This window comes from Paenibacillus sp. MZ03-122A (assembly GCF_024213325.1).
Taxonomy (GTDB): Bacteria; Bacillota; Bacilli; order Paenibacillales; family Paenibacillaceae; genus Paenibacillus; species Paenibacillus polymyxa_B.
Genome location: NZ_JANAVI010000045.1, coordinates 1 through 1,188, shown reverse-complemented (window position 1 = coordinate 1,188; position 1,188 = coordinate 1). Strand labels below are relative to the sequence as shown.

The window sequence follows — 1,188 nt, the reverse complement described above, 5'->3', positions numbered from 1 at the left end:
TACCCCCGAATTTTGACTTGGTGGTCGATTCGGCCCAGGTACTCGATGTTCCCATCCGGCAGCCAGCGTGCCAAATCTCCGGTCCGGTACATCCGCTCTCCGGGTTCAAGCGGATTGGACACGAATTTCTCCGCCGTTAGTTCCACTCGGTTCAAATAGCCGCGCGCTACCCCTTCACCGCTGACATACATTTCGCCCGCCACACCGACCGGCACCAATTGCCGATTCTCATCAAGCATATACACGCGCAAGGTGGGGATCGGCTTGCCGATGTTGCTTATCCCACGCTCCATCTCTTCTTCGCCGATCTTCTTGTAGGTGGCATGTACGGTTGTTTCGGTAATCCCGTACATGTTGATCAGATCGGTATGGGGATATTTCCGATGCCATGCCGCCAGCTGTCCCGGTGCCAACGCTTCTCCTCCGAAGATGATCGTCCGAACCTGTAAGTCCGTATCTGGCCGCATCATCTCCGCTTGTGACAGCGGGTAGAACGCACTCGGGGTCTGGTTCAATACGGTGACGCGCTCGTCACGCAGCAATTGCAGGAACCGTTCAGGATCTCTCGCCGTCATCTTCGGTACGATGACCAGCTTACCTCCATAGAGCAGCGCCCCATACATCTCCCATACCGAAAAGTCGAAGCAAAAGGAATGGAATACGGTCCATACGTCCCTATCGCTGAAGTCGAAAGCAAACTGATCGTTAAACAGCAGACGAACAACATTCCGGTGTTCAATCATCGTTCCCTTCGGCTGACCGGTTGTACCCGATGTGTAGATGATGTACGCCAATTGCTGCGGTGTGATGTCTACTTGCGGGTTGTGGGAATACGCATCCACTGTGTCTTCCAGCAGCACGCTCTCGCCATCAAATGTGATTTCTTCGATCAACCCCGCCAAGGCCTGGGAGGTCACGAGCCTGCTTGTCCCACTGTTTTGAAGCATGAATGCGATGCGTTCTTGCGGATAGTCCGGATCCATTGGCAGATACGCCCCGCCGGCTTTGAGTACCCCCAAGATAGCCGTGATCATCTCTACGGAATGATCGAGCACCAGCCCGACAATCCGATCCCGTCCAACCCCCTTCTTCCGCAGCGTCCAGGCCAAGCGGTTTGCCCGCTCGTTCAGCTCCCGGTACGTCAGGCGCTCATCCCCGCACACCACTGCTATGGCTTCCGGCGTCCGC

1 protein-coding gene is annotated in these 1,188 nt (G+C 55.9%); it reads right to left on the bottom strand.

What is annotated here, in order from left to right; translation table 11 throughout:
- Positions 1 to 1,188: non-ribosomal peptide synthetase (locus NLX74_RS25465; RefSeq protein ID WP_254330927.1), on the bottom strand; the 1,188-nt coding region annotated here is incomplete at both ends.